This is a genomic window from Streptomyces sp. NBC_01317 (genome assembly GCF_035961655.1).
Lineage (GTDB): Bacteria > Actinomycetota > Actinomycetes > Streptomycetales > Streptomycetaceae > Streptomyces.
On sequence record NZ_CP108393.1, the window covers coordinates 4,590,919 to 4,614,923 of the forward strand.

Here is a 24,005-nt window from a genome sequence, read left to right on the forward strand (position 1 = left end):
CCCCGCACCAACCCCGTCACACCGTCCTCAGCAGGAGAAACACCATGCGCAGAATCCGCCTCACCGCGACGGCCGTCGCCGCCGCCGTCGTGGCCGGTGGCCTCGCCCTGGCGAGCCCGGCGTCCGCCGACCCCACGCCCGCGGGCACCTTCCGCACGCTGGTCGGCGTCGGTTCCGACACCACGCAGGACGTGCTGAACGCCCTGGCCGGCGACATCGTGAACGGTACGGACTACGCCGGTACGGCCGTGAAGTCGGGCGACGCGGGCCTCGCCTCGTACGACGCGATCGAGCCCGGCACCCTCTCCACCACGTCGAAGATCACCACCCGCAAGGGCGGCTCCTCCTTCCTGCGTCCCAACGGCTCGGGCAAGGGCCGTACCGCCCTCACCGACTCCCTGGTCGGCATCCCCTTCCAGGGCACCACCGACGTCATCAAGGGCCAGGTCGACTTCGCCCGGTCCTCCGGCGGCCCCGGCGTCTCCGGGACCAGCCTCACCTACATCCCGTTCGCCCGGGACGCGGTCGGCGTGGCGGTCAAGGGTTCCGCGCTCCAGAACCTCACCATCGCCCAGCTGCACGACATCTACTCGGGTGTCCTCACCCAGGTGAACGGCCAGCAGGTCAAGCCCTTCATCCCGCAGGGCGGTTCGGGCACGCGGAAGTTCTTCCTCGCCGCGATCAACGTGCCGGACGACAGCACGGTCGACCAGATCGCCACCGTCGTCCAGGAGAACCAGGCCAACGACGCCGCCAAGCACAACGGCGACCTCGTCCCGTTCTCCGTGGCCAGCTGGATCGCGCAGAACAACGGCATCGCGCCCGACCACAGCAAGACCGCGGTCGCGGGCGGCGCCTACCTGGCCAACCTCCAGCTCCCCGGCAACGTGACCTTCACCTCCCCGGTCGCGGTGAAGACGGACGGCAAGCTGACCCCCGCCACCGACTTCTACAACGACGCGACCTTCGGCCGTGACGTGTACAACGTCGTCCCCAGCCGGGCCATCGACCCGACCAGCGTCTTCTACGACAAGGCGCTGTTCGACGTCTTCGTCACCAGCGGCACCCACGAGGCCAAGCTCGCCTCGGACGACGCCGAGGGCGTCATCGCCAAGTTCGGCTTCGTGAACGAGCCGTACAACGGCTCCATCAGCCCCACCAAGCACGCCAAGTTCGGCGGCCTGGAGGACAGCAGCATCTCGTCCGCCCTGCCGGGCACCCCGGTGACGAAGGCCGTCACCGGCGACGGGAGCCTCAAGGTCTCCTGGACCGCCCCGGCGGCGACCGGTCTGCCGGTCACCGACTACCGCGTGGTGCTCACCGACGTCAACGGGGCGGTCGTCCAGAACAAGGACTTCCCCGCCACGACGAAGGCGTTCGAGTTCACCGGTCTGAAGGCCGCGAAGTACACGGCCAAGGTCACGGCCAACAACCTGGTCGGCGGCGGCGCCCCGGCCACGGTCACCACCCCGGTCAAGTTCGTCAGCAAGACCGCGGCCACCGCCGCGAAGGTCGCCTACGGCGTCACCCCGAAGGTCGCGGTGACCATCACCGACACCCACGCGGTCTCCCCGACCGGCAAGGTGACGATTTCTGAGGGTACGAAGGTCCTCGGCACCGGCACCGTGGTCAACGGCAAGGTCTCCGTCGCGGTGTCCAACCGCCTCTCGGTCGCCACGCACACCCTGTCGGTGGCCTACGCGGGCAGCAGCACCCTCAGCGCGTCCTCGGCCGGCGTCAAGCTGACGGTGGGCAAGACCACGCCGACGGTGACCGTCTCCCACCCGACGACGGTGAGCCACACCGCCAAGGCCAAGGTGACCGCCACGGTCAAGGCCACGGGCATCGTCCCCACCGGCAAGGTGGAGATCCGCGAGGGCACCAAGGTCCTCGCGACCGGCACCCTCAAGGACGGCAAGGTCGTCGTGACCCTGCCGGCCCTGCGCGCCGGCAAGCACACGCTGCACGCGCGCTACACGGGTACGTCCACGACGGTCGCCCGTGACGGAGCGAACTTCACCCTCACGTCCAAGTGACCCACCGCGCCGGGGAGGCCCGTACGGCCTCCCCGGCGCACCACGTCAACCGACCACCCCACCCGCCCGCGAAGGAGGCAGGCCGCCGTGACGGTCGCCGTACAGACCCCGCCCCGCCCGCCGGGGGCGGAAGCCCCGCCCCGTACGACACCGGCCGCGGCGCCGGCGCCCGCGCCGCGCGTTCCCCCGGCACGGCACCTCGCCCGGGGCGCGCTGCTCACGGTCGCCGCCCTCCTGCTGGGGCTGACCGTCCAGCTCCTCCTGATCAGCCCCCTCCAGTACCGGGCCGCCCAGCAGTCGGCGTTCGACACGCTGCGGGCCTCCCTCGCCGAGGGCACCGCGCCGGTCGCCCAGACCGACGCCGGGGGACACCTGCTGACCCCCGGCACCCCGGTCGCGCTCCTCGACATCCCCAGACTTCACCTCAGCCGCGTGGCCGTGCTGGAGGGCACCGACTCGCGGGTCCTGAGCGACGGGCCCGGCCACCGCCGGGACACCCCGATGCCCGGACAGGCGGGCACCAGCGTCATCTTCGGCAGGGCCGCCGCGTACGGCGGGCCCTTCGGCGACCTCCGTACGCTCGAACCCGGCGACACCCTCACCGTCACGAACGGGCAGGGCAAGGCCTCGTACCGCGTCATGGACGTACGGGTGGCGGGTGACCCGGCACCGCCCACGCTCGCCCAGGGCAAGGGGCGGCTGGTGCTGGTCACCGCGACCGGTACCGCCTACCTGCCGTCCGGCGTCCTGCGCGTCGACGCCGAGCAGGTGTCCGCTGTCGCGGTGACCCCCGCCGCCACCATCGTGCCCGGCTCGATCCCCGGCTCCGAGCAGCCGCTCGCGAGCGGCGACGGTGTCCCGTGGGAGCTGGTGATGTGGCTCCAGGCACTGGTCGTTGTCGCGATCGCCGCCGTGTGGGCCTGGCACCGGTGGGGCCGGCACCAGACCTGGATCGTGTGCGCCCCCGTCGTGGCCGTCCTGGGACTCCAGGTCGCCGGCCAGGTCACCCACCTGCTCCCCAACCTTCTCTGACCACGAGGTATCCGCCGTGACCGACACCGCCGCACCCCACTCCGCCACGACCGACACGGTCGTCCTGCCCACGATCGCGAGCACCACCGCGACCGCTGATGCGGACCCGACCTTGTCCGGCACCAAGGCCGGCCTGTCGTCGGCCGGCCCCGCCACGCTCGAAGCGCGGGCCGTCTCCGCCTGGTTCGGCACCCACAAGGTGCTGGAACGGGTCTCCCTCGACATGCCCGCCGGTGAGGTCACCGCGCTCATCGGCCCCTCCGGCTGCGGCAAGTCGACGTTCCTGCGCACCCTGAACCGCATGCACGAGCTGATCCCGTCGGCCCAGTTCGGCGGCGAGGTGCTGTTCGAGGGCCAGGACATCTACGCGCCGGGCCGCCGGCTCACCGACGCGCGGCGCGACATCGGCATGGTCTTCCAGAAGCCCAACCCCTTCCCGGCCATGTCCATCTACGACAACGTCGTCGCGGGCCTGCGCCTCACCGGCGTCCGCGTCTCCCGGGGCGAGAAGGACCTGCTGGTCGAGGAGTCCCTCACCCGGGCCGGCCTGTGGAAGGAGGTCCGTGACCGCCTCCGCCAGCCGGGCGGCGCCCTCTCCGGCGGCCAGCAGCAGCGTCTGTGCATCGCCCGAGCCCTGGCCGTGAGGCCCCGCGTGCTGCTGATGGACGAGCCCTGCTCCGCGCTCGACCCGACCTCCACCCGCCGGGTCGAGGAGACGATCCACGACCTGGCGCACCACATCACGGTCGTCATCGTCACGCACAACATGCAGCAGGCCGCCCGCGTCTCGCAGCAGTGCGCGTTCTTCCTGGCCGAGCAGGGCACTCCCGGTGGCATCGTCGAACACGGTCCGACCGAGAAGATCTTCGGTACCCCGGAGGACGAGCGCACTGCCGACTACGTCGCCGGCCGTTTCGGCTGAGGTGCGGTGACCGCCTTCTGTGTGTGACGTGGACAGGTCATAATCCGAGGGCCGTTCCCGCCCGACGACCCGGAGGCATCCCCCACATGACCTCGTCCTTCCCCACCCGCCGCGGCTTCCTCGCCGGTGCGGGGGCCCTCGCCCTGTCCGCGGCCGGTCTCGCCTCGGCCGGCGCCGCCGTCGCCGCGCCGGCTCCCGCCCCGGCGCTCGCCCCGCAGGACTGGATGGGCGGCTTCCCGGACGCGACCCGGTTCCCGTCCCTCACCATCCCCGGCACCCACAACTCCGGTGCCCGCGTGGGCGGTCTGTACGTCGCCTGCCAAACCACCAGCATCGCCGAGCAGTTGGCCAGTGGCGTCCGGTTCCTCGACATCCGCTGCCGGGCGTTCGAGGGCGCGTTCACCATCCACCACGCCGCGTACTACCAGAACGTGAACTTCGATGACGTCCTCGCCCCCTGCCGGGACTTCCTCCGCGCCCACCCCTCCGAGACCATCCTCATGCGGGTCAAGCAGGAGTACTCCGAGGAGAGCAACGAGACGTTCCGCCGCGTCTTCGACACCTACCTCGACGGCAAGGGCTGGCGTTCGCTCTTCCGCATCGGCGACGGCCTGCCCACGCTCGGCGAGTCGCGCGGCCGGGTCGTGCTGCTCGCCGACAACGGCGGACTGCCCGGACTCCGGTACGCCGACGGCGCGTTGTTCGACGTTCAGGACGACTACGGGGCGGAGCCCATCGCCAAGTACTCCCGGATCGAAGCCCACTTCCGCAAGGCCGTCCAGCAGCCGGGCAAGCTGTTCGTCAACTACGTCAGCACCGCGGCCCTGCTTCCGCCCCGCTGGAACTCCGACCGCCTCAACCCCCAGGTCCACACGCTCCTCGACAGCGCGGGAGCGGCCGGCTGGCGCGGGCTGGGGATCGTACCGCTGGACTTCCCGGCCACCCGGCCCGGACTGGTCGAGTCTCTCCTCCGCCACAACGGCTGAGCGGGCAGCGCCCCTCACCGCATCTCGGGCGGCGGCGTCTTCGCCCCCGGGATGCGGATCGTCGCCACCGTCCCGCCGCCCGCCGCCGGGCGCAGCGTGATGCCGCCGCCCGTCTGCTGGACCGTACGGGCCACGATCGACAGGCCGAGACCCGAGCCCGGCAGCGCGCGGGCCGACGGGGAGCGCCAGAAGCGTTCGAAGACGTGCGGCAGATCCTCCGCCGGGATGCCGGGCCCGTGGTCGCGTACGGTCAGCGCGCCCTGCTCGCTCAGCGCGACCTCGACGGTCCCGCCCGGCGGGCTGAACTTCACCGCGTTGTCGAGGACGTTGACCACCGCCCGCTCCAGCGCGGCCGGTTCGGCCCGTACGAACCAGGACGACAGCCGCGCGTCGATCGTCAGGTCGGGGCCGCGCAGCCGGGCGCGATCGAGCGCGCTCTGTACGACGTCGTGCAGCGGGACGACCTGGAGCGGGCCGGGATCGGTGGCGTCGGGCCGGGACAGCTCCTGGAGGTCCCCGATGAGCGACGCCAGTTCGGTCATCTGGGCCTTGACCGATGCCATCAGCGCCCTGCGGTCGTCCGGCGGGATCGCCCGGCCCGTCTCGTCGCTGCGCGCGAGGAGTTCGATGTTCGTACGGAGCGAGGTGAGCGGCGTCCGCAGCTCGTGGCCCGCGTCGGCGATCAGCTGGGACTGCCGTTCGCGGGACGACGCGAGCGCAGCCGTCATGGAGTTGAAGGCCTGGGAGAGCCGGGCGATCTCGTCGTCGCCCTCCACCGGGATACGGACGGTGAGGTCCTCGGTCTGGGCGATGTGCTCGACCGTCCCGATCAGCCCGTCGACGGGCCGCAGCCCCGCGCGCGCCACCCACAGCCCGGCCGCGCCCGCCCCGATCACCCCGATGCCGGCGACGGCGGCGAGCAGGAGGGCCAGCCGGTTGAGGGAGTTGTCGATCTCGCTGAGGGGGCGGGACACGGAGACGGCGACCTTGGCCAGGACGGGCTGGACGCCGGGCAGGGAGGGCAGGCGGATCACGCCCTGCTGGGTGTAGACCCGTACCGCCGCGCCCTTGTCGGTGCTGCTGTCGTGGAGTGCGGTCTCCCGGATGGGGCTGTCCGCCACGGCCTTGTCGGACGCGTGGACCTTCACCGGCTCCGAGCCCCGCGCGACACACCGCTGGCCGTCCGCGAGGACCACCTGGAAATTGGCGAAACCGGGATTGGCCGTGTCCTGGGTGTCGGACCCGTCGAGACAGTTGTTGACGGCGTCCGTCGCGGTCGCCGTCAGCTGCGACTCGCTGGTGTTCCGCAGCGAGTTGTCCAGCTCGCTCTGCAACTGCGCCCGCGTCAGCAGCCAGCAGGCAGCCGCCACCGCCGCGACCGCGACCGCCACCGCCGTCGCGACCAGGAGGGCCAGTCGCGAGCGCATCGGCAGCGCGCGGAACCGGCGTACCGGAGCGATCACTCCTGACCGCCCGTGGCGGTCTCGGCGCGCAGGGCGTACCCCACTCCCCGCACGGTGTGGACCAGCCGCGGTTCGCCGCCGCTCTCCGTCTTGCGCCGCAGGTACATCACGTACACATCAAGGGAGTTGGAGCTCGGCTCGAAGTCGAAGCCCCACACGGCCTTGAGGATCTGCTCACGGGTCAGCACCTGTCTCGGGTGCGCGAGGAACATCTCCAGCAGGGTGAATTCGGTACGGGTCAGCTCCACGCGCCTGGTGCCGCGCGTGACTTCACGGGTCGTCAGATCCATCCGCAGGTCGGCGAAGGCGAGGACGTCCTCCTCGGAGACACCCTCGGTGGCCGCCGCGTACGAACTGCGGCGCAGCAGCGCCCGGATCCGCGCGAACAGCTCGTCCAACTCGAACGGCTTGACCAGGTAGTCGTCCGCGCCCGCGTCGAGACCGGTGACCCGGTCGCCGACGGTGTCGCGCGCGGTCAGCATCAGGATGGGGACCTTGGAGCCGCCGGCCCGGAGGCGGCGGGCGGCGGTGAGGCCGTCCATGCGCGGCATCTGGATGTCGAGGACGATCAGGTCGGGCGCGTAGGCGGCGGCCTTGGTGAGCGCGTCGAAACCGTCCACGGCGACCTCGGTCCCGTAGCCGTCGAACGCGAGGCTCCGCTGGAGAGCCTCGCGCACGGCGGGCTCGTCGTCGACGATCAGGATCCGCTGGGGATCGCCTTCGGCGGGACTCATGTCGCTTCTTCCGGCAGGAGGGGCGGGGACGGGGCAGGGCTGCTACCAGCGTCGCACGGCCCGTCGTCTGTGTGGCGTATGTGGTGCGACGAGCGGTGCGACCGGGTGTGACGACCGGTGCGACCGTCAGTTGCCGCCGCCGCCGTCCCGCAGGCTCGCCAGGTCGGCCTTCACGGTGTCGACGGGGATGGCGAAGCCGAGGCCCACGTTGCCCGCCTCCGCGCTGCTCGTACCGGAGCCGGAAGCGAAGATCGCCGAGTTGATGCCGATGATCTGGCCCTGCATGTTGATCAGCGCGCCACCGGAGTTGCCCGGGTTGAGCGACGCGTCGGTCTGGATCGCCTTGTACGTGGTGGTCGAGTCCCCGGTGTCCCCGTTGAACTGCTGTCCGCCGAACTGGAACGGCCAGCCGCCGCCGCCCTGCTCCTGCTGTTGCCGTTGCTGGCTCTGGTCGGTCTCCTTGGGTACGGTCACGTCCCGGTCGAGCGCGGAGACGATCCCGCTCGTCACCGTCCCGGACAGGCCCTCGGGCGAGCCGATCGCCACGACCTCGTCGCCCACCTTGACCTGGGAGGAGTCGCCGAGCGTGGCCGTCTTCAGGCCGCTCGCGCCCTCCAGCTTGATCAGGGCGAGGTCCTTGGCGGGGTCGGCGCCGACGACCTTCGCCGTGTACGTCCTGCCGTCCGTGAGCTGGACCTTGACCGACGAGGCGGCGGCGATGACGTGGTTGTTGGTGACGATCTCGCCGTCGGAGGTGAGGACCACCCCGGAGCCGGTCGCCTCGCCCGCCGTGGAGGTCGCGTTGATCTCGACGATCGCGGGGGACACCGCCTTGGCCACGCCGGCCACGGTGCCGAGGCTGCTCTGCGAGACGCTCGCCCCGCTGACCGTCGTGGAGGTGGTGCTCGTGTTGTTGTCCGCGGAGAAGTGCTCGACGAGGCCTGCCGTACCGCCGCCGACCACGGCCGCGGCGACCGCCACCGCCGCGAGCAGTCCGACCGGACCGCGCAGCCGGCGCGCGGCGGGGGTGCCGCCGTGGCCGCCATGGCCGTGATGAACGGGAACGCTGGGCTGATACGGGGGAGGAGGGGGGAACGCGGGGTCCCCGAACGCTCCCTGGGGCTGGTGCTCTTCGCTGTCCTCGCCGCCGGTGCGGCCCCAGTAGTTCGTCATGCATATGACTGTCGTGGCCACAGATGAGAACTGGCTGAGGAGCCTGTGAGAAGCCCGACAGAACCCTGTATGCCCGATATAAAGACCGAGGCCTCTACGACATGAGGACCGGGGGCTCCACGGCTCTACGAGCAACCGCACGACCGGCGCACGATCAGCGCCGACGGGAACTGCTTCACCCGTTCCCGGCGCGACCCCGCCACCCGCAGCCCCTCGTCCAGCACCAGGTCCACCGCCGCCCGCGCCATCGCCGGCCGGTCGGACGACACCGTGGTCAGCGGGGGATCGGTGAGCCCCGCCTCCTTGACGTCGTCGAAGCCCGCCACCGCCAGCTCGCCCGGCACGTCCAGGCGCAGTTCACGGGCCGCGCGCAGCACGCCGATCGCCTGGTCGTCGGTGGAGCAGAAGATCGCCGGGGGCCGGTCGGGGCCCGCCAGCAGTCCCAGCGCGACCTGGTAGGCGTCGTAGCGGTTGTACGGCGCCTGGAAGAGCCGGCCCTCCACCGGGCGGCCGGCCTCCAGCATCGCCCGGCGCCAGCCCTCGACATGGTCGGCCACCGGGTCGCCGACGGCCGGGGTGTCCTCCATGCCGCCGAGGCAGGCGACGTACGGATGCCCGTGTTCCAGCAGATGGCGGGTGGCGAGCTGGGCGCCGCCGATGTCGTCCGTGACGACGGCGACGTCGTCGAGCGACTCGGGGCGCTCGTGCAGCAGGACGACCCGCGCCTCCCACGCCTCGACCTCGGCCGCCGCGCGCTCGCTCGGGCCCTGGCTGACCAGGATCAGCCCGGAGACCCGCATGCCGAGGAAGGCCCGCAGATAGTGGACCTCGCGCTCGTCGCGGTAGTCCGAGTTGCCGACCAGGACCATCTTCCCGCGCTCGGCCGCGGCCTGTTCGACCGCGTGCGCCATCTCCGCGAAGAAGGGCTGCCGGGCGTCGGGCACGATCATCCCTATGAGATCGGTCCGCCGTGAGGCCATGGCCTGCGCCACCCGGTCGGGCCGGTATCCCAGTTCTGTGATCGCGGCTTGTACCCGCTCGCGCGTGGCCGGGGCAACCGGCCGGGGTCCGTTGTTGATGACATAGCTGACGACCGCGGTCGAGGTCCCCGCCAGTCGTGCCACATCGTCCCGCGTCACCTTGGCCACGCGCGGCAGTCTACGCGTGGTGACCTACCTCTTGGCAGGCCGTCCGGCAGCTTCCCTCTCGGCATAGCGCGCGTCGGCGGTCCCGTTGACCGTTCCGTTGTGCCGCGGCTCCTCGGCACGACGGTTCTGGCGGTGGTCCCCACGATCCGCGCGGTCCTCGGCGGAGTTCTCCGCGCCGGTGTCCGTACGGGCGTCGGTACGGGCGTCCGCTCGGGTCCCGGCGAGCGCGGCGGTGGCTTTCGCCTTCGCCTCCTCGGCGGCCCGCTCGACCTTCTCCGGGGTGACGAAGCGGTAACCCACGTTGCGTACGGTCCCGATCAGCGACTCGTGCTCGGGGCCGAGCTTGGCCCGCAGGCGCCGTACGTGGACGTCGACCGTCCGCGTACCGCCGAAGTAGTCGTACCCCCATACCTCTTGGAGCAGCTGGGCGCGGGTGAAGACCCGGCCGGGGTGCTGCGCGAGGTACTTGAGCAGCTCGAACTCCTTGAAGGTCAGGTCGAGGACCCGGCCCTTGAGCTTCGCGCTGTAGGTGGCCTCGTCCACCGACAGGTCGCCGTTGCGGATCTCCATCGGGGAGTCGTCGGCGGAGATCTGCTGGCGGCCCATCGCGAGGCGCAGCCGCGCCTCGACCTCGGCGGGACCCGCCGTGTCGAGCAGGACGTCGTCGATGCCCCAGTCGGCGGTGACGGCCGCGAGGCCGCCCTCCGTCACGACGAGGAGCAACGGGCAGCCCGGTCCCGTGGAGCGGAGCAGCTGGCAGAGCGAGCGCACCTGCGGGAGATCGCGGCGGCCGTCGATCAGGATGACGTCGGCACCGGGGGTGTCGACGAGAGCGGGGCCTTCGGCGGGGGCGACCCGCACGTTGTGGAGCAGCAGTCCGAGGGCGGGGAGCACCTCCGTCGACGGCTGGAGGGCGTTGGTCAGGAGCAGCAGAGAACTCATCGCCGCTCACCTGCCCCGGTGGAGCTGGCTTCGTACCTGGCTTCGTACCTGGCTTCGTACGAGGTGCTGCTGGGGTCGTACACGGTTCGCTTGCCCATTACGTCGGTTCCTCCTCGGTCCCTGCGAGGACGTATGCGGCACTGCTGGTGGTGCGCTGTTCTTCATGCGGTGTTCGTAATGCTGCGTTCGTCACGCTGTGACATCTGTCTGTAACAACGATCGGGAAACGCAAAAGGACCCGGGGGCTACGTTGCCCGGATCCTCTTCGCAGCAGAATAGCCCACATGTGCGCCTTGGAAGAGGGTCGATACCGCAGTTCATCAGATACCCCGACCCCTCCGGGGGTCGTACGCAAGATCCTCAGGACGGCCGACGGGGTGCCTCTTGACGTGATGTACGAGCCGTGTACAGCGGGTTTCGCCCAGGATTCGACCGCGGATCATGAGGGGTTCGGGGGTACGGCGATCGTGGTCGCGCACGGCTTCACCGGATCACTCGAACGGCCCGCGATCCGCCGCGCGGCCCGGGTCTTCGCACGCCGGGCGGCCGTCGTGACGTTCTCCTTCCGGGGGCACGGGGCGTCCGGCGGGCGCTCGACGGTCGGCGACCGCGAGGTGCTGGACGTGGTGGCGGCGGTGGAGTGGGCCCGGTCGCTCGGTCACACGCGCGTGGTCACGGTCGGCTTCTCGATGGGAGGCTCGGTGGTGCTGCGTCACGCGGCGCTGCACGGGGGGCGGCACGGGGGGCGCATGGAAGCGGAGTCGGACGCGGTGGTCTCCGTCAGTGCTCCCGCTCGCTGGTATTACCGGGGTACGGCTCCGATGCGCCGCCTGCACTGGGTGGTGACGCGGCCGACCGGCCGGTTCGTGGGACGCGTGGGATTCCGCACCCGTATCCATGACCGGGAGTGGAACCCCGTACCGCTCTCACCGACCGAAGCGATCCCGCTGATCGCCCCGACCCCGCTGCTGCTCGTGCACGGCGACCGTGACCCGTACTTCCCGCTGGACCACCCGCACATGCTGGCCGCGGCGGGCCCGGCGGAGCTGTGGGTGGAGCGGGGCATGGGCCACGCGGAGAACGCGGCGGACGAGGCGCTGCTGGGGCGTATCGGGGGGTGGCTGGTGCCGGAGCGGTGAGGGGGTTCGTCCATCATGGAGAGCCGGGGACCGGGCGGCCGGGTGCGAGCGGCCGGGGCCGGCGGCGACCGACGCGCGCAGAGTGACGGCCCGACCGGCCCGACGAAGGACCGACCGGCCTGACGAAGCAGCGAGCGGCCCGACGTAAGGACCGACCGAACCGGACTGGAAGGGAGAGCCGTCATGGCAACGGGCACGATCCGCTACTGGGCCGCGGCGAAGGCCGCCGCGGGCACCGCGGAGGAGCCGTACACCGCCGACAACCTGGCGGAAGCACTCGCGGCAGCCCGGCTGAACCACCCGGGCGAGCTGGCCCTGGTGCTCCGGCGATGCTCGTTCCTGGTGGACGGCGCCGCCGTCGGCACCCGCGGGCATGAGACCGTACGGCTTGCCGAGGGCGGCACGGTCGAGGTGCTCCCGCCGTTCGCAGGAGGGTGAACCGCACAGCATGAGCGACGATCAGCAGAACCCGTACGGACCGGGGTACGACCAGTACGGCCGGCCGTACCCGCAGGAGCCGTACCGGCCGGGGTACGAGGACCAGCCGCCGGCGGGGACCCCGTACGGGACCGGGCCCGGGGACCAGGCGTCGCCCCCGCAGGGCCAGGGCCAGGGGCACGGCCAGGGACAGGGCGAGGGCTGGGCCGAACCGCAGCAGGCGGGACCCGCGTCGGCGGCGCCCGCGTCGCAGACCTGGCAGGGCCAGACCTGGGACACTCAGTACCAGCCGCACGTCCAGCCTCAGCAGCCCGCCGCGGACACGGCGTACCTGCCACCCCAGGGCGCGTACCCCCAGCCCCCGGAGACCCCGGACGCAACACCGCCCGCGTACGAGCCCCAGGGCCGGCGCCGGGGCCGCCACCAGGCACCACGGCCGGCGGCTTCCGCGCAGGGCGCGGACGGCTACGGGCCCCCGACCCCGGGCCCACACGGAGGCCCCACCGGCCCGGGTGCACACCCAGGCGCCACCGGCCCCGGGGCCCACGGCGGCCCGGCCGCCCACCCGGGCCCGAACGGACACGGGCCGTCTCCCGCGCACGGAAACCCCAACGGCTACGTACCGCCTGCGGCGCACGCGGGGCCTGGTGGCCAAGGGGCGTCCGCCGGATACGGGGGCCCTGCCGGCCCCGGCCCGCAGGCCGGTTCTCCCGCGCAAGCGGGGCTTGACGGATACGGGGGGCCTGCGGCCCACGCAGGGCCTGTGGGTTCGGACGGACGCGGGGTGTCTCGCGGACAGGCGGGATCTGGCGGACAAGCGGGATCTGGCGCGTACCCGGGGGCCGACGGATACGGGGGGCCTGCGGCCCACGCGGGGCCCGCGGGTTCCGACGGACGCGGAGTGTCTCCCGCGCAGGCCGGTCCTGACGGGCGGACGGGATCTGGCGCGTACCCGGGGCCTGAGGGATATGCCGGGCCGGGGGCTCACGCGGGGTCTGCCGGTCCTGCGGGTTCCAACGGGCGCGGGGTGTCTCCCGGATACCCGGGGTCCGATGGATACGGGCAGTCCGGGGCTCACGCCGGGGCTGGCGGGCACGTGGGGTCCAACGGATATGCCGGGTCCGGGGCACACGCCGGGCCTGCGGGGCTTCCCGGGGGCGCCGGGCAGTCCGGGGGCATCGGGTACCCCGGGTCCGGAGGCCGCGCCGGGGGCGCCGGGTATCCCGCCGCGTCTGCCGCGCCCGCGCAGGGCGACGGGGCCTTCGACGCGTTCGGGCAGGGCGGCCCCCAGGCCGCATCCGCGCCCCCGTCCGTCGCCGACGGGTACAGCCCGCCCACCACCCTGGGCAACGCCCGCATCACCGACGCCCAGCGCGCCCGCGCCGAGGGGCGGTCGCCCATCATTCCGCCCGGCATGCAGCCCGCAGGGCTCACCGCGCTGCTCGGGCTGCTCCTGGCCGGTGGCGCCGCCCTCGGCCCGTACGCGCTGCTCGTCCCGCTCGTCCTGCTCCAGGCCGTCACCGCGGCCGGCTGGTTCCGGCTCAACGGCATGTGGCCGGCCCGCCAGGGCATCGCACTCGCGTTCCTCGGCGGGCTGGTCTCCGACATCGTCCTGCTGACCGTCGGCAAGGAGAACGGCCCCGCCGCGATCCTCGGCACGCTCGGCATCTGGGTGCTGCTCACGCTCGTACTCCAACTGCGCAGCCACGCGGGCGCCGACGAGCGGATGCAGGGCCTGATGGCCACCGTCGCCTCCGCCGCCCTCGCCATCCTGGCCACCGGACATCTCGCGGCCGTCCCGGACGCCGTGGTCGTCGGCGCGATCGCCGTCGCCGTGGCGACCGTCGCGCGTGCGCTGCCGCTGCCCGGCGCGGTCTCCGTCGTGGTGGCCCTGCTGGCGGCGACCGGCGCCGGAGTCGTGGCGGGCGGGCTGACGGACCTCGGCGCGAAGGGCGCGCTGCTCGGCCTCGGGGCGGGGGTGTGCGCGCTGATCGGCCTGCGCGCGGCGAGTTACGACTACCCCTCGCGCTTCGTACACATGACGGCAGGCGTCGCACTCCCCCTCACCGCCGCCGCCCCGGCGGTGTACCTGCTGGGCCGCGCGCTGTCCTGAGCCCGGGGCTCGGAGAGCCGGACTCCGGGCGGGGGAGGCGGCGCCCGCGCGGAGCGCCGGAGCCGGGCCCAGCGTGACGGTGGTCCGGCCACGGCCCGCCGCCGGTCGTGACCCCACCGGGGCCTGCCCCGGCCCGGCCCCGGCCCGGCCCCGGCGTCGGTCCGGACGCCACCGACCCGGCCACGCCTTCGGGCGCCTCGGCGCGCGCCCCGCCATCGGGTCCGCCCCCTACCACCGGGCCCCGGCAACGGTCGGACCCCGCCTCGGTACCCCAGGGCCTTCGGTCGTGGCCCCGGCGCCGCTTCGGCCGCCGCCGATCCGACCGCGCCTCAGTGCCGCCCCCCTCACTGGGCCGCCTCTGCCTTCGGTTCGGTCTGGGCGCCGCCCTGGGCGCCACCGGTCCCGCCACGCGGCGGGCGCCTCCGCGCCGCCCTCGCCACCGGCGGCGCCCCCCCGCCCAGGCCGCCCGCCCCGGCGACGATCAGCCTCCCGCGCCCGACCCCGCCGCTTGGTCGCCGAGTCGCCCGTGCGCTCCCCCCACCTGTGTCCCCCCTGTGCGCCCGCTGTGTGCGGCCGGGCCAACTCCCCCGTACAGGCGGACCCATGGGGAACCGTTCGCGCGCGCCCGACGTCGATCCCTCCGGCGAGAGCGCTTCCGGCCGGAGGTTACGCTCACGGTCGTCAGGGGGGCCGGAATCGAACAGAGCACCATCAGGGTGGGGGAAACCGAGCAATGCGCGCACTGCGAATACTGCTGATACTCGTCGTGATCTTCGGAGGGCTGTTCGTCGCCGCGGACCGCGCCGCCGTGTACTTCGCCCAGGGACAGGTCGCCGACAAACTCAGGACGAGCCAGGGACTCAGCTCCACCCCCACGGTCTCCATCAAGGGCTTCCCCTTCCTGACCCAGGTCGTGGGCTCCTCGCTCGACGAGGTGGACATCAGCCTCGGCAGCCTCGACGCCACCGCGGACGGCCGGACCGTCAAGGTGACCGACGTCCGCGCGAAGCTGCGCGATGTCGCGTTCGACAGCAGCTTCTCCTCCGCCACCGTCGGCGAGGCCGACGGCTCGGCCCGCGTCTCGTACGCCGACCTCGCCAGGACCGCGCCCAAGGGCGCGACCATCGGCTACGCGGGCGCCGAACGCGCCGCCAAGGGCCAGGTCAAGGTCTCGGGCCCGGCGACCGACATCCTGGAGGGCGCGGACATCCCCGTCCCCGACGTCGTGGCCGGCGCGCTCAAGGGGCAGGACATCACCGTCTACTGCACGGCGGCGCTCAAGGGCGGCAACACCGCCACGTTCGAGGCCGTAGACGTCGGCGAACTGCCGATCCCCGGTCTGGACGACCAGATCAAGGGCCTGGTCGACTCGTACGACCTCAAGATCGACGGCCTGCCGACGAGCATCACGCTCGACAAGGTCAGCGCGACGGAGGAAGGCCTCCGCTTCTCCGGTACGGGCACGAACGTCGCCCTCACGGGCTGAGCGACCCGTCGGCGGGTGGCAGGTGGCCGGATCACCGGGACCTTGTGGACAGGGTCCCGGTGGGGCGCGTACTCCCTGTAAGGACTCGGTGAGAGAGAACTGACCCGCCCTCCCTCCCCTCCCCAGGTCGGGCGCGGTGCCGCTGTCACTCGGACGGGTGACGCGCTTGCGACCGGGGGTCACAGGCGGTTACGTTCACGCCGACAGCCCCCAAACAAACTGACGGCTCCCGGCCGGGACTAGCCCTCCTGGCCGGGAGCCTCACCGATCAGGAAGTAAGCCCTTCCCGATGGATACCCAGGATTCTAACGCGACTTGGCGCGCGTCCACCGGTACGACACCACCGACGACCGGCGTGTTGCATGTGCGCACCCGGCTCACCGCCAACTTCACGGTGATCGCCAACGCCCTTGCGCAGCGCCCCGGGAGCGCGGTCACCGTGGGCGTCGCGGCCTACATCCTCTCGCTGCCCGACGGCGCTCCCGTGTCCATCGCCGCGCTGTGCAAGCACTTCACCGAGGGCGAGATCCTGATCTCCCGCGCTCTGCGCGAACTGGAGACCGCCGGATATCTGGAGCGGCGCCGCGAACGCGGTCCCGGTGGCCGGGTTCACACGCGCACGTTCGCGTATGACGTACCAGGGCAGGGCCGACCGCGCGCCGCCCGTCCCCCGGCCCGTCGGGCTTCGTCACCGCCGCCGCCTTCCGGCCGCCCGCCGGTCGCTGTCGACCGCACCGCGAAGGTCGCGCCTCCTACCGCCCCCACCCCGTCGGCCGCACCGCCCCGACCGCCCGCGCCGGTGACGGTGACGGTCGTACCGCTCCCGGAAACTGATCGGGGGACGGATCAGCGGGCGGGTCGGCGGGCGGAACAGCGGGCCGATCCGCAGGCCGATCACGAGGCCGATCACGAGGCCGATCACGAGGCCGACCAGGAGGCCGACCAGGAGGCCGATCCTCAAGCCGAACTGATCCTCGCCTCGCTGCGCATCAGCGACCGTCGGCTGGTCCTGTCCCGACGCGAGGTCGCCCAACTCGCCCCGGCGGTGGGCCAATGGCTCGGCCAGGGCCTGGACGCCCAACAGATCACCGAGGCGCTGACGGCGAACCTTCCCGAGCGGTTACGGGCCCGCCCGGCCCGCATTCTGGGTTTCCGGCTGACGGAAGTCCCCACGGGGCTCCCCTCGTTGCCCGAACCACCGATCGCTCCGCAGGCCGTCGTCCTGCCGTGGCAGACCTGCGACGGCCCGTGCGAACGCCCCTTCCGTGCGGCTGAACCAGGCCGCTGTCGCGACTGCCCGCCGGGCGCCGGGCGGGAGTTGGCGGCAGTCGGCTGACGAGGCGAACGGTCAGGCGAGACCGGCACCCGCCCCGTCCGCCAGCGCGCAGACCGCCCACACGGTCTTCCCCGGACCCGTACGGCCACTCGTCCCCCAGCGCACAGCCAGCGCGTCGACCACCCGAAGCCCCCAACCCCCCTCCGCGTCCGGGTCCCACACGGAGAGCCGGGGCAGCGCGTCATGGGTGTCGGACACCTCGACCCGTACGAGGCCCTCGCCGCCGTCGTACGTGAGCCGTAACGCGAAGTCCCGCCCGGGGACGCGCCCGTGCCGGACGGCGTTGGCGGCCAGTTCGGCGACCACCAGGGCGACGGCGTCCGACGCCTCGGAGTCGTACGGGACGCCCCAGGCGTCCAGCTGATGCGCGGCGAGAACCCGCGCGAGCCGCGCGCCGCGGCGGGTGGCGGAGAACCGCTGCGTGAACGCGCCCACGGACAGGGACGCTTGGGGATGCGGTGCTGTCATGCGTCCCAGCGTGCTGGTGAGGCCGCCGGGCCCCCAGGTACGCCACCCATACAAGCCCGCTTGTATCGCCTCACTCGGTGGACTGGGTGGGTGACTCTGCGTAATGATGATGATTCAGGTTTCACGCGCGCAGCGGTGGCAGGGAGAGTGGGAGGCGGTCGGCATGGTGGACATCGGCGGTGGCGGTGGCGGGACGAGCGGTGAGGCCGAACTGTCGGACAGCCTCCGGACCTTCGGCGCCGTACTGAAGGCGCTGCGCGCGGAAGCGGGCCTGACCCAGGAGGAGTTCGGACCCCTGGTGCGGTACTCGGTGCCGTACATCGCCAAGATCGAGCAGGGCAAGCGCTACCCGCCGAGGGGCCTGGTCGACCGGGCCGGCGACATCCTGGGCCCGGTGGCGGGCCGCGTCCTGGAGGCGGCGGGCCGCAGCCTGACGCGCAAGGCGGGGCTGGCCAGCTGGTTCCGGCAGTGGGCGGGGATCGAGGAAGAGGCGGTGTCGCTGTACGCGTACGAGTGCCGGGTGATTCCGGGCCTGTTGCAGCCGGAGCCGTACGTCAGGGCGGTGTTCGGGAGCCGGTTACCGCCGTGGACCGACGAGCAGGTGGACACGCAGACCGCCGCCCGCCTGGAGAGGCAGCGGATGCTGACCGACAAGGCGAACACGGCGTACAGCTTTGTCATCGAGCAGGCGGTCATCGAGCGGCAGACGGGTGGCAGCGAGGTCACCGGGTATCTCGTCGACCACCTGCTGGAGCGTGCGCATCTGCGCAATGTGGAGCTACAGATCATGCCCCTACGGCAGCGGGAACACGCGGGGCTCGACGGCTCTCTGTACTTGGCCGAGACGATGGACAACCGGTGGGTCGGCTACACCGAGAGCCATGACAGCAGCGTCCTTATCACAGAGGGAAAACGGGTCAGTGGGATGCTCCAGCGCTATGGGAAGATGCGTGGGCAGGCTCTCAGCCCTGACGCGTCCATCAGCCTGCTGAGGCAACTCCGAGGAGCGCTATGAGTAGTACTGAACTCGACTGGTTCAAGAGCAGCTACAGCGGCACCGGTGGAGACAACTGCGTCGAGATCGCCACCCGCCCCGACACCGTGCACGTGCGTGACTCCAAGGCCACCCGGCTCGGCAGTCTCGCCCTGTCACCCACCGCGTGGACCGCGTTCACCGCCTACGTGAGCGGCTCGCGCGAAGAAGCGCTGTGACACCGGTCGAATCGGACTGGTTCAAGAGCAGCTACAGCGGCAGCGGCGGCGATAACTGCGTCGAGGTCGCTGCCCGCCCCGACGCCGTTCTTGTCCGCGACTCCAAGGGCACCGGGCTCGGCCGTCTCGTTCTGTCGCCCACCGCGTGGACCGCCTTCACCGGCCATCTCACCGTTCCGCCCGATTGAGTGATCCGTTGGCCCCGGGATTCCTGGGGTCATCGGATTTTGTCTCGCATGGTGGGCGATCGCGTCTCGCCATGTGACACGGCGGTGACATGTCCGGCAGGACGTACCTACGATCGGAACCATGAAGCGACAGGCGGACCTCACGAAGCGGCGGGCAGTGGACCTGTGCCGCGTCTCCGCCATGCTCTGTCGCACCCTCTGAGCGGGCCTTTCTTCTAGGTTTCCCCGCATTCCCCGGGCCCTCGCGCGCCCCGTCAGGGCCCCACGCGCCGTACGCAGGCCTCCACGCCCCGTGCCCGGAAGCCGCTCCCCGTACCACCGCACCACCGCACCATCTCGCCGTAACTGCCCCGGAGGAGAACAGCATGAGCCGCAGTGACGTCCTGGTAGACGCCGACTGGGTCGAGGCCCACATCGACGACCCGAAGGTTGTCATCGTCGAGGTCGACGAGGACACCTCGGCCTACGACAAGAACCACATCAAGAACGCCGTCAAGATCGACTGGAAGTCCGACCTCCAGGACCCGGTCCGCCGCGACTTCGTCGACCAGGAGGGCTTTGAGAAGCTCCTCTCGGCCAAGGGCATCGCGAACGACGACACCGTCATCCTGTACGGCGGCAACAACAACTGGTTCGCGTCCTACGCGTACTGGTACTTCAAGCTGTACGGGCACGACTCCGTCAAGCTCCTCGACGGCGGCCGCAAGAAGTGGGAGCTGGACTCCCGCGACCTGGTCGAGGCCGTGCCGCAGCGCGCCGAGACCTCGTACAAGGCCAAGGCCCAGAACACCGCCATCCGCGCCTTCCGTGACGACGCCGTCGCGGCGATCGGCACGCAGAACCTGGTCGACGTGCGCTCGCCCGACGAGTTCAGCGGCAAGCTGCTCGCCCCCGCGCACCTCCCCCAGGAGCAGTCGCAGCGCCCGGGCCACATCCCGACCGCGCGCAACATCCCGTGGTCGAAGAACGCCAACGACGACGGCACGTTCCGCTCGGACGACGAGCTCAAGGAGCTGTACGCCGACGAGCAGATCGACCTCGCCAAGGACACCGTCGCGTACTGCCGTATCGGCGAGCGCTCGGCCCTGACGTGGTTCGTGCTGCACGAGCTGCTCGGTGTCGAGAACGTCAAGAACTACGACGGCTCGTGGACCGAGTACGGCTCCCTCGTCGGTGTGCCGATCGAGCTCGGCGCCAACAAGTAATCCGTCCCGACCTGTAAGGACTGAACGTATGTGTGGAGCACAGGCCGGCGGCCCCGACGCCTCGACGATCAAGCCCGGTGAGACCACCATCCAGGGTTCCGTGACCAAGGACGGCCAGCCCGTCACCGGTTACGTACGGCTGCTGGACTCGACCGGCGAGTTCACCGCCGAGGTCCCGACCTCGGCGACCGGACAGTTCCGCTTCTACGCGGCCGAGGGAACGTGGACCGTACGGGCCCTCGTCCCCGGCGGCACGGCGGACCGCACGGTCGTCGCGCAGACGGGTGGCCTCTCGGAGGTCGCGATCGCGGTCTGAGCGACGCGCAACGGATCGACCGGCCGGAGGGCCGCACCCCAGGGGGTTGGACGCCACTGGAAGGGGTGCGGCCCTCCGCGCCGTCCGGCGCCCGGCACCCTCCGGACCGGCCCGCCCGGCGCCCTCCGGTCGTACGCTGAAAGCATGTACACGCGACGCCGTCGCGGCTATTTCGTGCTCATGGGCGGATGCCTGATCCTCTTCGTCTCCGCCTGGTCCTTCGTGCGGATCTGGTCGATCCCGGCGGCCATCGGAATGTGTGTGGTGGCCATGGTCATCCCGCCCGTCGCGGCGATCGTCGGCAACAGCCGGAGCCGTGACGACCGCTGGTGGGACGAGCCACCGAGGAACGACGAGCCGAACAAGCCCGACGGGCACGACGACTCGTGGACGGACCTGGGGACGAAGGCGAAGAGGCGCCGCTGACGGGCGTTGTTGTCCGTAGCCGTCAGTAGCCGTCAGTGGCCGTCAGTAGACGAGCGCCTGCACCCCGTCCACCATGATCTCGCTGACGAAGACCTGCGCACCGGCGATCCGTACCCCCTCCAGGACGTCGTCCTGCGTGATGTCACGCCGGGCCGCGCACTGCGTGCACAGCGTGATCTCCCCGGCGGACTGGATCGACTCGATCAGGTCCGGCAGCGGCGCGGCGTGCGGCAGTTCGAACTCCGCAGCCCGGCCGGGCAGGGCGAACCAGGCGGCCTCGCCCGTCAGCCACAGCGAGACCCGCACCCCGCTGGCCACGGCGACCGCCGCCACGGTGAAGGCCTGGGAACAGCGCTCGGGCGCGTCCGCCCCTGCTGTCACTTTGATCACAAGGGTTTTCTGCGCGGTCTGTGCGGTCTGTGGCGTTCTCACCGGTTCCATGAGCCGAACTGTAATCTTCCGGCGCACAACCAGGGCGTCCCTTCGCAGGTCAGCTCTGTGCGCGGGTCGATGGAACCCGCGACCGAGGTTGTGTGGGGGGACTTTCTTTTGGAACCGAAGCCACCGCGTCGCCGTGGCCGTACGACTCTGATCGTCGGCGTGGCCGCGCTGCTCGGTGTGGTCGCGGGTACGGCGACCGGATACACGATCCAGGCGGACCGGGCGCCGACCGCGCTCCCGCCGCTCTCCCAGGAGGGCCTGGCTTATCCCGCCAAGGCGCTGCCCGCGGGGACGAAGGTGAAGGCGCTGTCCGAGGCGGAGGACAGCCAGGTGAGGCGGGAGAGGGACCTGCGCGAGCTGCTGATCAGCAAGCCGGCGGGGTCGCGCGAAGCCGAGGACTCTCTGATCAGCGACGGCTGGATGCAGCTCAGCGCGTACGCGCTCGAATTCGAGAGCGAGGACTACATGTTCGAGCTGCTGCTGCGGCAGGGCTTCCGCCGGGTCGCCGGGGTGGCGTGGAGACAGGGCGAGTACCGCGAGGGCAGTGTCTCCCTCGTCCAGTTCCGTCCCGGGCCCGAGAACGGTGCTCTGGAGCACGCGAGCGGACAGTTCGTCACCACCGAGTCGAAGCGGGCGGCGGGCAACGCGGGCGATCCGATCAAGGGCAGCGGCAACGGCCGGTACTTCGTCTTCAAGCCGCAGGAGAAGCCCGGTTTCATGACGCTGTACCAGGCCCGCGCGCTCGCCCACCGGGGCGACATCATGCTCGACATCAACCTTTTCGACACGAAGCCGATCAGCAAGAAGGAAATCCGCACGCTGGCCGAGCGGCAGCTGGAGCGCCTGTGAACGACGAAGTGAAGCCCGATTCCGTTCCCGTTCCCGTTCCCGAGCCCGATTCTGTCCCCAAGCCCGACGGCCCCGCGCCCCGCCGCCGCGTGCGGCGCCTTGTCACGGTCGCCCTGCCCGCCGTCCTCGTCTTCGGCGCGGTCGCGGGCGGGATCACGTACACCAGCAGGACCGTGGACACGGCGGACAGGACCGCGCCCACCACCCTCTGGTCCCACGAGGACAGCGACGACGAGTCGGAGAACAAGGACCCGGCCGTCAGAGCGGGCGAGGGCCGTACGGACACCGCCCTCGGCCGCAAGCTGCTGCCGGTCCCGATCGGTTACGCGCTCGGGCCCGACGTCGGGGAGTTCGGCAACGACGGTGAGTTCAGCGCCAAACAGGCGACGGCCCTCATGAAGACCATCGGAGAGGGCCTGTCCGGCGCCGTGCGCCGCGATTTCGAGAAGGAGATCGACAAGCTGGGCGTCAAGGGGATCGGCACCCGGTCGTACGCCGCTGACGGGTCCGACGCCACCGCCGAGATCTATCTCGTACGGATGTCGAACCGCGGGTTCGTCCACGACTGGTACACGGCCCAGACCTACCGCCCCGATGCCCGCAAGGGGCCCGCCGTCAAGGGGCACAAGAAGGCCAGGTGCTTCCTCGCGCCCAAGAGCGGCGAGATCGACCTCGAAGGGATGGAGTGCGTGGCGTACGACGACGACCTGATGGTCAGCGTCGTGGCCCACGGCTCCGAGCCGTTCGACGCGGCAGCCATCGCCGATCTCGTGCGGAAGCAGCTCGACCACATCGCATCCCCGGGGACGTACGTATGACCGAGCAGATCACGGACAGCCCGGCGGAGACCGCAGCCGTACCGTCGACGGCGACGGAGACCGCAGCCGTACCGTCGACGGCGACGAAGACCACTGCCGTACCGCCTACGGAGGAGGCCGCTCCGGCCGAGCCGCCGCAGCCTGTGCCCGCGCAGCCACAGCCGCAGCCCGCCCCCGAGGAGCCGCCCCTCACCCCCCGCCCGCCCCGCCGCGCCCTCCGCGCCGTCGCCCGGTGGACCGTCGCTGTCCTCGTCTTCGCCGGGCTCGGTGGCGGGATCGCGTACGGCATCAGCGACGCGGAGCGCCAGGACGTACCAGGGCTGGCCACCAAGAGCGACGGGCGCTGGCAGTACCCGAAGCTCTCGCTTCCCGCGCTGCCCGCCGACGCCCCCCGCCCGTTCAGCGGCAACAACGCGGGCGAGATCCACCACGCCGACTCCCGCGCGCTCCTGCTGCCCGCCCCGGCCGGGGCCGTCGCCGACAAGAAGCTGAACGGCGGCTGGGTGAGCGAGGAGCGGTTCCTCTCCGAGTACGAACTCGACGACGACGAGCGGTCCGACCTCCTGGTCGCCCTGCGCGACGCCGGCCTCCGGCACATCGCCGCGCGCGGCTGGACCATGCCGGACGGCACCTCCTCCCGCGTCTACCTGCTGACGTTCCCGTCGACGGCGTTCACGGACGCGTTCGTCGCCGACGAACTCGACCAGGGGCTGGAATTCGGCGTCCCGCTCAAGAACGGGTCAGGAGGCCGGCTGGACGAGGGCTGGACCCAGGAGGGGGCGGGACTGGAGGCCTCCGTGTACGCGTACGAGGAGATCGAACCGTACGGCTCCGTCCAGACCCGCCAGGCGTACATCAGGGCCGGGGACACCCTCGCGCTCGTCCTGCACGAGAAGCCGGTGAAGAAGGGCCGCGCCGCCGCCGTGCCCTTCCACCAGACGCTGATCCTCCAGGACCAGCTGCTCAACTGAGGCGACCGCCGCTCCCCGCACCTCAGGGACCTCCGGGAGAGGACCGGGCCGCCACCCATTAGGCTGGGGCCCGGTCCGTACCGCCCCACCGCTCTCCGAGGAGCACCCGTGCTTGAGGACGTCTTCACCGCCCTGCTGGTCCTGGTCTGCGTCGGCGTGCTCG

General features: G+C 71.7%; 26 protein-coding genes. 19 read left to right on the top strand and 7 right to left on the bottom strand.

The genetic code is table 11. The features are described from left to right. Positions 1–44 precede the first annotated feature (44 nt). The 4 genes from OG349_RS19790 (at position 45) to OG349_RS19805 (ending at position 4,976) form a co-directional block, all read left to right on the top strand. A complete protein-coding gene (locus tag OG349_RS19790; RefSeq protein ID WP_327235869.1) occupies positions 45–2,036 on the top strand; it encodes an Ig-like domain repeat protein in 1,992 nt (663 codons plus the stop codon). Between the two features lie 87 nt (positions 2,037–2,123). Then, entirely contained in the window at positions 2,124–3,068 is a 945-nt protein-coding gene (locus OG349_RS19795) for a sortase (RefSeq protein ID WP_327235870.1), read from the top strand. 133 nt (positions 3,069–3,201) lie between these two features. After that, a complete protein-coding gene (pstB, locus tag OG349_RS19800; protein WP_442806402.1) occupies positions 3,202–3,990 on the top strand; it encodes a phosphate ABC transporter ATP-binding protein PstB in 789 nt (262 codons plus the stop codon). A gap of 86 nt (positions 3,991–4,076) precedes the next feature. After that, a complete protein-coding gene (locus OG349_RS19805) occupies positions 4,077–4,976 on the top strand; it encodes a phosphatidylinositol-specific phospholipase C (protein ID WP_327235871.1) in 900 nt (299 codons plus the stop codon). 14 nt (positions 4,977–4,990) lie between these two features. Here the strand turns inward: OG349_RS19805 and OG349_RS19810 are convergent, their stop codons facing one another. The 5 genes from OG349_RS19810 to OG349_RS19830 all read right to left on the bottom strand — a co-directional run bounded on the left by OG349_RS19810 (position 4,991) and on the right by OG349_RS19830 (position 10,436). Beyond that, positions 4,991–6,403, bottom strand: coding sequence for a sensor histidine kinase (locus OG349_RS19810; protein WP_327238632.1), 1,413 nt, complete (start codon positions 6,401–6,403; stop codon positions 4,991–4,993). Between the two features lie 32 nt (positions 6,404–6,435). Then, complete coding sequence (locus tag OG349_RS19815; protein WP_327235872.1) at positions 6,436–7,173, bottom strand: response regulator transcription factor; 738 nt, start codon at positions 7,171–7,173, stop codon at positions 6,436–6,438. 126 nt (positions 7,174–7,299) lie between these two features. Next, on the bottom strand, positions 7,300–8,346 hold the full coding sequence (locus OG349_RS19820) for a S1C family serine protease (RefSeq protein ID WP_327235873.1): 1,047 nt from the start codon (positions 8,344–8,346) through the stop codon (positions 7,300–7,302). 125 nt (positions 8,347–8,471) lie between these two features. Beyond that, on the bottom strand, positions 8,472–9,494 hold the full coding sequence (locus OG349_RS19825; RefSeq protein ID WP_327235874.1) for a LacI family DNA-binding transcriptional regulator: 1,023 nt from the start codon (positions 9,492–9,494) through the stop codon (positions 8,472–8,474). A 24-nt stretch (positions 9,495–9,518) separates the two neighbouring features. Then, positions 9,519–10,436 carry a response regulator transcription factor gene (locus OG349_RS19830; protein WP_442806275.1) on the bottom strand — a complete coding sequence of 306 codons (918 nt, stop codon included), beginning with the start codon at positions 10,434–10,436 and terminating at the stop codon, positions 9,519–9,521. A 284-nt stretch (positions 10,437–10,720) separates the two neighbouring features. Here OG349_RS19830 and OG349_RS19835 point away from each other — a divergent pair, with 284 nt between their 5' ends. The 5 genes from OG349_RS19835 to OG349_RS19855 all read left to right on the top strand — a co-directional run bounded on the left by OG349_RS19835 (position 10,721) and on the right by OG349_RS19855 (position 16,948). Further along, positions 10,721–11,575 (top strand): alpha/beta hydrolase, encoded by an 855-nt coding sequence (locus OG349_RS19835; protein WP_327235875.1) that lies wholly within the window; start codon positions 10,721–10,723, stop codon positions 11,573–11,575. Positions 11,576–11,758: 183 nt separating this feature from the next. Beyond that, positions 11,759–12,013 carry a MoaD/ThiS family protein gene (locus OG349_RS19840; RefSeq protein WP_327235876.1) on the top strand — a complete coding sequence of 85 codons (255 nt, stop codon included), beginning with the start codon at positions 11,759–11,761 and terminating at the stop codon, positions 12,011–12,013. 901 nt (positions 12,014–12,914) lie between these two features. Next, on the top strand, positions 12,915–14,126 hold the full coding sequence (locus tag OG349_RS19845) for a hypothetical protein (RefSeq protein ID WP_327235877.1): 1,212 nt from the start codon (positions 12,915–12,917) through the stop codon (positions 14,124–14,126). Positions 14,127–14,859: 733 nt separating this feature from the next. Further along, a complete protein-coding gene (locus OG349_RS19850; RefSeq protein WP_327235878.1) occupies positions 14,860–15,612 on the top strand; it encodes an LmeA family phospholipid-binding protein in 753 nt (250 codons plus the stop codon). Between the two features lie 289 nt (positions 15,613–15,901). Then, positions 15,902–16,948, top strand: a complete 1,047-nt coding sequence (locus OG349_RS19855; protein ID WP_442806276.1) for a hypothetical protein — start codon at positions 15,902–15,904, stop codon at positions 16,946–16,948. 12 nt (positions 16,949–16,960) lie between these two features. On the opposite strand, the gene OG349_RS19860 is transcribed toward OG349_RS19855, so the two are convergent. Continuing rightward, positions 16,961–17,416, bottom strand: coding sequence for an ATP-binding protein (locus tag OG349_RS19860; protein ID WP_327235880.1), 456 nt, complete (start codon positions 17,414–17,416; stop codon positions 16,961–16,963). A gap of 163 nt (positions 17,417–17,579) precedes the next feature. Between OG349_RS19860 and OG349_RS19865 the strand changes: the two genes are divergently transcribed. The 7 genes from OG349_RS19865 to OG349_RS19890 all read left to right on the top strand — a co-directional run bounded on the left by OG349_RS19865 (position 17,580) and on the right by OG349_RS19890 (position 20,763). Continuing rightward, positions 17,580–18,431, top strand: coding sequence for a helix-turn-helix domain-containing protein (locus tag OG349_RS19865; RefSeq protein ID WP_327235881.1), 852 nt, complete (start codon positions 17,580–17,582; stop codon positions 18,429–18,431). Further along, entirely contained in the window at positions 18,428–18,628 is a 201-nt protein-coding gene (locus OG349_RS19870; protein ID WP_327235882.1) for a DUF397 domain-containing protein, read from the top strand. The genes OG349_RS19865 and OG349_RS19870 overlap by 4 nt, the downstream gene beginning before the upstream one ends. Then, positions 18,625–18,816: a DUF397 domain-containing protein gene (locus OG349_RS19875; RefSeq protein WP_327235883.1), complete on the top strand. Its 192-nt coding sequence runs from the start codon at positions 18,625–18,627 to the stop codon at positions 18,814–18,816. Before OG349_RS19870 ends, OG349_RS19875 begins: the two co-directional genes overlap by 4 nt. A 121-nt stretch (positions 18,817–18,937) precedes the next feature. Then, positions 18,938–19,018: a putative leader peptide gene (locus tag OG349_RS34855; protein ID WP_356429407.1), complete on the top strand. Its 81-nt coding sequence runs from the start codon at positions 18,938–18,940 to the stop codon at positions 19,016–19,018. A gap of 163 nt (positions 19,019–19,181) precedes the next feature. Further along, the gene (locus OG349_RS19880) at positions 19,182–20,021 is read left to right on the top strand and encodes a sulfurtransferase (RefSeq protein WP_327235884.1); all 840 of its coding nucleotides are present in this window, start codon (positions 19,182–19,184) and stop codon (positions 20,019–20,021) included. 28 nt (positions 20,022–20,049) lie between these two features. Further along, positions 20,050–20,337: a DUF1416 domain-containing protein gene (locus tag OG349_RS19885; RefSeq protein ID WP_161309662.1), complete on the top strand. Its 288-nt coding sequence runs from the start codon at positions 20,050–20,052 to the stop codon at positions 20,335–20,337. Positions 20,338–20,481: 144 nt separating this feature from the next. Further along, positions 20,482–20,763, top strand: a complete 282-nt coding sequence (locus tag OG349_RS19890) for a DUF3099 domain-containing protein (RefSeq protein ID WP_327235885.1) — start codon at positions 20,482–20,484, stop codon at positions 20,761–20,763. Between the two features lie 42 nt (positions 20,764–20,805). On the opposite strand, the gene OG349_RS19895 is transcribed toward OG349_RS19890, so the two are convergent. Then, positions 20,806–21,204 carry a DsrE family protein gene (locus OG349_RS19895; protein ID WP_327235886.1) on the bottom strand — a complete coding sequence of 133 codons (399 nt, stop codon included), beginning with the start codon at positions 21,202–21,204 and terminating at the stop codon, positions 20,806–20,808. 108 nt (positions 21,205–21,312) lie between these two features. Between OG349_RS19895 and OG349_RS19900 the strand changes: the two genes are divergently transcribed. The 3 genes from OG349_RS19900 to OG349_RS19910 are packed head-to-tail and all read left to right on the top strand — an operon-like array spanning position 21,313 to position 23,842. Next, a complete protein-coding gene (locus tag OG349_RS19900) occupies positions 21,313–22,053 on the top strand; it encodes a hypothetical protein (protein WP_327235887.1) in 741 nt (246 codons plus the stop codon). Continuing rightward, positions 22,050–22,871 carry a hypothetical protein gene (locus OG349_RS19905; protein WP_327235888.1) on the top strand — a complete coding sequence of 274 codons (822 nt, stop codon included), beginning with the start codon at positions 22,050–22,052 and terminating at the stop codon, positions 22,869–22,871. The genes OG349_RS19900 and OG349_RS19905 overlap by 4 nt, the downstream gene beginning before the upstream one ends. Beyond that, positions 22,868–23,842, top strand: a complete 975-nt coding sequence (locus OG349_RS19910; RefSeq protein ID WP_327235889.1) for a hypothetical protein — start codon at positions 22,868–22,870, stop codon at positions 23,840–23,842. The genes OG349_RS19905 and OG349_RS19910 overlap by 4 nt, the downstream gene beginning before the upstream one ends. Positions 23,843–24,005: the final 163 nt, after the last annotated feature.